This is a genomic window from Neobacillus niacini, assembly GCF_031456445.1.
GTDB classification, from domain to species: Bacteria; Bacillota; Bacilli; order Bacillales; family Cytobacillaceae; genus Neobacillus; species Neobacillus niacini_I.
This window is the reverse complement of sequence record NZ_JAVDUQ010000005.1, coordinates 162,881-168,880: the sequence shown is the minus strand read 5'-3', so window position 1 is coordinate 168,880 and position 6,000 is coordinate 162,881. Positions and strand designations below refer to the sequence as shown.

General features: G+C 38.1%; 7 protein-coding genes and 1 riboswitch. Of the genes, 4 read left to right on the top strand and 3 right to left on the bottom strand.

Translation table 11 applies throughout. The annotated features are described in order from the left end of the window. Positions 1–315: 315 nt before the first annotated feature. Positions 316–1,203 (bottom strand): LysR family transcriptional regulator, encoded by an 888-nt coding sequence (locus J2Y67_RS07735; RefSeq protein ID WP_310172492.1) that lies wholly within the window; start codon positions 1,201–1,203, stop codon positions 316–318. Positions 1,204–1,329: 126 nt separating this feature from the next. Between J2Y67_RS07735 and J2Y67_RS07730 the strand changes: the two genes are divergently transcribed. The 3 genes from J2Y67_RS07730 (at position 1,330) to J2Y67_RS07720 (ending at position 4,369) form a co-directional block, all read left to right on the top strand. Then, positions 1,330–2,391, top strand: coding sequence for a YeiH family protein (locus J2Y67_RS07730; protein ID WP_310172489.1), 1,062 nt, complete (start codon positions 1,330–1,332; stop codon positions 2,389–2,391). Positions 2,392–2,842: 451 nt separating this feature from the next. Beyond that, positions 2,843–3,790 (top strand): carbohydrate kinase family protein, encoded by a 948-nt coding sequence (locus J2Y67_RS07725; RefSeq protein ID WP_310172486.1) that lies wholly within the window; start codon positions 2,843–2,845, stop codon positions 3,788–3,790. 296 nt (positions 3,791–4,086) lie between these two features. Then, positions 4,087–4,179, top strand: a riboswitch (cyclic di-GMP riboswitch). Between the two features lie 31 nt (positions 4,180–4,210). Next, entirely contained in the window at positions 4,211–4,369 is a 159-nt protein-coding gene (locus tag J2Y67_RS07720) for an anti-repressor SinI family protein (protein ID WP_310172483.1), read from the top strand. A gap of 42 nt (positions 4,370–4,411) precedes the next feature. Here the strand turns inward: J2Y67_RS07720 and J2Y67_RS07715 are convergent, their stop codons facing one another. Continuing rightward, positions 4,412–4,738, bottom strand: coding sequence for a helix-turn-helix domain-containing protein (locus J2Y67_RS07715; RefSeq protein ID WP_310172482.1), 327 nt, complete (start codon positions 4,736–4,738; stop codon positions 4,412–4,414). 243 nt (positions 4,739–4,981) lie between these two features. Between J2Y67_RS07715 and map the strand changes: the two genes are divergently transcribed. Then, positions 4,982–5,731, top strand: coding sequence for a type I methionyl aminopeptidase (map, locus tag J2Y67_RS07710; protein ID WP_310172479.1), 750 nt, complete (start codon positions 4,982–4,984; stop codon positions 5,729–5,731). 24 nt (positions 5,732–5,755) lie between these two features. On the opposite strand, the gene J2Y67_RS07705 is transcribed toward map, so the two are convergent. Then, positions 5,756–5,983 (bottom strand): DUF1128 domain-containing protein, encoded by a 228-nt coding sequence (locus tag J2Y67_RS07705; RefSeq protein WP_071355115.1) that lies wholly within the window; start codon positions 5,981–5,983, stop codon positions 5,756–5,758. Between the last annotated feature and the right edge of the window lie 17 nt (positions 5,984–6,000).

Here is a 6,000-nt window from a genome sequence, read left to right as displayed (position 1 = left end):
GAAAAGTGTAACTCGGTAGCGTAGAGAGGTTCTATGCGACCGAAATGGAGAAGAAAAGTGTAACTCGGTAGCGTAGAGAGGTTCTATGCGACCGAAATGGAGAAGAAAAGTGTAACTCGGTAGCGTAGAGAGGTTCTATGCGACCGAGATGGAGAAGAAAAGCGAAACTCGGTAGCGTAGAGAGGTTCTATGCGACCGAAATGGAGAAGAAAAGTGTAACTCGGTAGCGTAGAGAGGCTCTATGCGACCGAAATGGTGAGAAAATCTCAACCCGGTACATAGAGTGGTTCTATGCGGCCAACAAGAAAATCCCACTCAGAATTCCCCCAAATACGCCCTCACTATTTCAATAAATGTCTTCAAAGCTTTTGTTTGATATGCAGACTGGGTAATCATTGAAAAATTCCGTTTAAAAGGCAACCCCTCAACATGAATAATCCGGATGTAACTATGGACAAGCTCTTTTTCAATTGCCCAGCGTGACAATAGGCTTATCCCCAGCCCGGCCTCAACGGACTCTTTTATCACCTGGGTGCTGCCGAATTCCATAATTTTTTTTGGAGAAAATTCATGTAAGCGAAAAAAGTTTTCCGCCGCTTCCCTTGTACCCGAACCTTCTTCTCTTAGAATCCACGTTTCATCTTCCAAATCTGAAATTTGTTTTTGCCCAATTTTGGATAAAAGATGATGTGTTGGCGGTGCAACAATCACCATTTTGTCCTCCGAAAGTACTTCTGAACTTAAATGGTCATCTGTCAAAAAGCCCTCAATAATGCCAATATCTAATTGATGCATTCTCACTAGCTCAATTACTTCCTTGGTATTTTGAATCTTGATAGATGGACGAATCAAGGGGTACTGCCATTGCATTCTTGAGATAATATGCGGAAGAATATATTCACCAAATGTATAGCTTGCCCCAATTGAAATCTGCCCGCTTGCCTCATTTGTCAGATCATCCACTAGTGACTGCATTTTTGTATAAAGCGCCAAAATTTCTTTTGCATGATGATAGACAATCTCCCCAGCTTTATTGAGACGTACATATTTATTACTCCTTTCAAGCAGCCTCGCCCCGATAGATTCTTCTAGTGTTCTGATATATTGACTAACCGCTGGCTGCGTCATATGCAACTCTTCGGCAGCTTTAGAAAAATTCTCTTTTTCCACAACTTTTAAAAACACTTCTAAATGTTGATCCATCCTATTACCCCCGCTTCAAACCCTATGTATATGAATTTACTTATCATCCTTATTATATATCATTATTTTCCTTATACACGTATGGGGAGTATCCTGAAATTAGAAATTAAATGAGGTGATAAAAAAATGGAGAACGTGAATGCTAAAGTTTTATCTGTTTATGAACAGGCCGATCTGCAGCAAAGAAATCCGAAACCTAAGCCATCCGTCGGTTTATGGTTAGGTGGAATCGCCTTTACCATTGTTGTTGCAGCACTAGGCTATGCTTTATCAAAAGTCCCTGGTTTTGATCATGTTGGACCGCTGGCTTGCGCAATCGTCATTGCGGTAATCTATCGGCAATTTTTTGGTTATCCGGAAAAAATTCGAGCTGGTATTCAATTTTCTGCAAAACGCTTTTTACGCTTTGCCATCATTTTGTACGGTTTAAAACTAAATGTTGATATTGTGATTCATCAAGGGCTCGGACTGCTTGCACGCGATGTGGTTGTCATTACTTTTGCTATATTATTGACTGTTTGGCTCGGAAAATTATTAAAAGCTGAATCAACTCTCTCCCTACTGCTTGGGGTCGGCACCGGTGTATGCGGAGCAGCAGCGATTGCAGCTGTTTCCCCCATTATTAAAGCAAAGGAAGAAGATACAGCGATTGGAGTAGGGATTATTGCACTAGTTGGAACGATCTTTTCTATTACTTATACCATCCTGCGTCCTATACTTCCGTTATCAGCCATTGATTATGGAATCTGGAGTGGAACTAGCCTTCACGAAATTGCCCATGTCGCTTTAGCGGGTGCTCCAGCGGGTCCTGATGGCTTGGCGATTGCATTACTGGCAAAATTAGGGCGGGTGCTTCTGCTAGTTCCATTATCTTTTATTTTAATGTTTTGGGTAAAACGGAAAAATACAGTGAATACAGGTAATACGAAAATTGAATTCCCATGGTTTTTAATTGGATTTATTTTCATGAGTTTGCTTGGAAGCTATGTCCTCGGTAAATCCATTCCGGTTTCAAAAACAGCGTTAGACGGGGTTGCAACGGCTACCACCTTTATTTTGACCTCTGCAATGGTCGGTCTTGGTTTGAATGTAAGTTTGCGGGACCTCCGTACAAAAGCAGCCCGCCCGTTAATTGCAATGCTGATAACATCTGTGTTACTTTCAATTGTTACTTTTTTTATTGCATAAAAAAAAGCTGGCTTTGGTGAAATCTATTTTACTAGACTTCACTCATCACCAGCTTTTTGTTCCGGATTATCAGATTTACACATACGATCAAGGAGAAAACCGAAAAATATGATAAAGCCAATGGGAATGGAGTAATTTAAAACATGAAGAAGAGTCATCTTTTCCTGCACCTCCAGTTTTAGAATATTTTGAATATTTATGTTTTGTTGTCATTATATGCTAAATGTCACAATTTAGACAAATATATTTAGTCTAAAAAATTTTTAAATATGTTAGGGTCTCCTGAAACCTTGATTTACTCACGTTTTTAGGAAACCGTTTGCGCAAATTACAGTGATATACAATTTTATCCAAAGGTTTTTACAAGGTTTGCATCGTACTAGTAATAATGGAGAGGATTTTTGTCGAATTCTGATTCTTCCTTACCTGTCCCAGAGGAGTGTGTGAAACCATGAATGTTCTATGTATTGGCGGAGCCAATATTGATCGTAAAATACAAACTATAAATCACCTTACCTTTAAAACATCGAACCCTGCAAAGAGTACGATGTCCTGTGGCGGAGTAGCACGGAATATCGCTGAAAACCTTGGGCGTCTTGGTCTGAATAGTTCATTACTTGGTTATGTTGGAGATGATCAAGAAGGAAAGTGGCTTCGTAAAACGACAGAAGAATATGTTGATGTAAGCCTTTTGGAAGCCTTGCCGGGAAAGTCAACTGGTAACTATACAGCTGTACTTGATGAAGAAGGTGAAATGGCAATCGCATTTGCTGATATGGCTATTTATGATTATACGGAAGAGGATTTTATTGAAAAAAAATGGCCGCAATACCGACCTGAAATCGTGTTACTCGATACAAATTTACCTGCAGAAATCATTGAACTTGTGATCCAACATTGCAGGAATGAAAATATTCCTATTTGCATTGCTACGGTCTCAGTTTCAAAAACTGAGAAGTTACCCCATTCACTTGAAGGGATTACATGGCTTGTTGCTAATGAAAAAGAGGCAGAAGCTTTATCGAATACAAAAATAAAGACGGAGGGAGACTTTTTTAAAGCAACGGTGGAAATTTTAAAGAAGGGCGTTAAAAAGGTCGTAATTAGTAGAGGGAATCAGGGATTAATTTACTTTACCAAGGACGGGGAAGCCGGAGCATTAGTGGCTCCAGAGGTACCGGTTACGGATGTAACAGGTGCAGGTGATTCGCTTATTGCCGGAATCATTTATGGAGATTTAAAAGGTTTAAATACTGAGGATTCTTGCAAAGTTGGTCTTTCTTGTTCCTATTTAACCATCCGGTCGAAAGAAACCGTAAATCCCGAATTAAACAATCAAAATTTAACCCATGCATTTCAACGATATTTCTGCAGGGGACCCGGGCAAAAAGGATTTTAATCCATTTTATCATTTCAAATAAAAGGAAAAAAGAGGGGATTCGACAAAAACCCCCTCTTTTTTCTTTAAAAATATGGTTTGTTTGTAAATGAATGATGCGTTTTTTAATATTTAAGCAGCTTTTTGTCTGAAAATTGAATATTTTGGGGCAAAAAGTAGTTTGAAAATGATAATAAACTGACAAAATCTAACACCCTACTAAAAAAGAACTATTTATAATAAACGTATCATAAAGGATTAAGTATTTAGTCCTAAGCAGGAAATAAATGATTGATTGTCATTTAGTGAATATTACAATCAGAAAAAGGCAAACCTTTTGAAAAAGAGGGACGCAAAGCCGAGGATCTAAGGTAAGATGATTATCTTGCTAGGATGGCCGGGTTGCCTGGAATACGATATGTATTTTAGGGGTGAGTTTAGTTGGTAAACACAGAACGTACAATGGATGTAATGGATGAGGAATGGATTGCGCTAATTCTCGAAGCAAAAAAACTTGGAATTACAAAGGAAACCGTTCGAACATTTCTTGCTCAGGATGATGTTAAGGTACATACAAAAAAGGCATTCCTAAAAAGATGAAAAATCCTTTTGGGAATGCTTTCTTTTTTTAAGAAATTCTACTTATTTTTTGCTTTGATCAGCCCGCCACTTGTTGAATTCAAGGAAATCACGGAATTGTTGTTTGGAAACGCCTGAGCTCATTGCTTCTTTTACAATTTTCATCCATTCGCTGTCCAATTCGTCTTTGTCGATTTGTTCATGGATTAAATAATCTATAGGAACATTTAAGACCGCTGAAATTTTTTCGAGAAATTGAATGGATGGATTTGTTTGCAAGTTTCTTTCAAGGGAACTCAAATAAGACTTTGCGACTCCTGCCTGTTCAGCAAGCTCGGAAAGAGACATTTTCTTTTCTAAACGTAGTTTTTTTACACGTTCTCCAATCATTGCATCTCACACACCTAATAAAGATAATCTATATTATAATATTACCAAAAGGGATAAAAAAGTTCCATATTACGAACGACGGATTTTTAACCATATAAGTTAAAATGTATTAGTTCATAAATCACTTCTTTGAAAAAAAGGCTGGATAGGGATAATATAAACTTAGAATGAATAAATTCTGGCTAAAAAGATCCGTTAAAATGATACTGTTTTACTGAAAAACATAAAAAGGTAGGGAATATAATGATCGTCCTAAAATCACAAAGAGAAATTGAAGCGATGAAAAAAGCGGGAGAAATTCTTGCTTCATGCCATAAAGAAATTGCCAAATTAATTAAACCAGGTGTTACGACTTGGGAAATTGAAGAGTTTGTTGATGATTTTTTACGGAAAAATAATGCATCACCTGAGCAAAAGGGTTATAAAGGCTATGAATTTGCCACCTGTGCGAGTATTAATGATGAAATATGTCATGGATTCCCAAGAAAAGAACCCTTGAAAGAAGGGGACATTGTCACAATCGATATGGTGGTAAACTATAATGGGGCGTTGGCCGACTCTGCATGGTCTTATGCGGTTGGAAATGTCTCTTCCGAAACAGACCACTTATTAAAGGTCACAAAAGAGGCCCTTTATAAAGGAATTGAACAGTCAATTCCGGGAAATCGAATTGGAGATATTGGACACGCAATTCAAAAATATGTAGAAAGTGAAGGACTATCGGTTGTACGGGATTTCATCGGTCATGGTATTGGGACCGTTATTCACGAGAAACCGGATGTTCCACATTATGGCCTACCGGGGAAAGGACCGCGAATTAAAGAAGGAATGGTGTTTACCATTGAACCAATGGTCAATATCGGCATGTACCATACGAAAATGGATTTGAACGGCTGGACGGCAAGAACCGTTGATGGAACGTATTCCGCTCAATATGAACATACCATTGCCATCACCAAAGAAGGTCCGATTATCCTGACTGAACAAAAATAAAAAGCAGATCCATTATGGATCTGCTTACTTATTTTTTCTTAGGTTCCCAAGTTCCTCAACGAGTGCCTGCATTTCATTGGGACTGAAGGAATTTTTCTTCATAACCAATTCATAAATTTCTTTTAAATCTTCGTACATATCCTCGTCAAAATGAGTTGGTTTAATTGCACCCAGATTGAGAACTTTTAATTTTTCTTTTATTTGTTCAATCATATATTCGACATTTTCAGTAGATTTTTGTGATAAATTCATTCCGGACACCCTTTCCG

Excerpts from the sequence above, each read along its gene's own strand:
- J2Y67_RS07730 (WP_310172489.1), top strand. The coding sequence starts at position 1,330 with ATGGAGAACGTGAATGCTAAAGTTTTATCTGTTTATGAACAGGCCGAT.
- J2Y67_RS07735 (WP_310172492.1), bottom strand. The coding sequence starts at position 1,203 with ATGGATCAACATTTAGAAGTGTTTTTAAAAGTTGTGGAAAAAGAGAAT.
- J2Y67_RS07715 (WP_310172482.1), bottom strand. The coding sequence starts at position 4,738 with ATGATTGGAGAACGTGTAAAAAAACTACGTTTAGAAAAGAAAATGTCT.
- map (WP_310172479.1), top strand. The coding sequence starts at position 4,982 with ATGATCGTCCTAAAATCACAAAGAGAAATTGAAGCGATGAAAAAAGCG.
- J2Y67_RS07725 (WP_310172486.1), top strand. The coding sequence starts at position 2,843 with ATGAATGTTCTATGTATTGGCGGAGCCAATATTGATCGTAAAATACAA.
- J2Y67_RS07705 (WP_071355115.1), bottom strand. The coding sequence starts at position 5,983 with ATGAATTTATCACAAAAATCTACTGAAAATGTCGAATATATGATTGAA.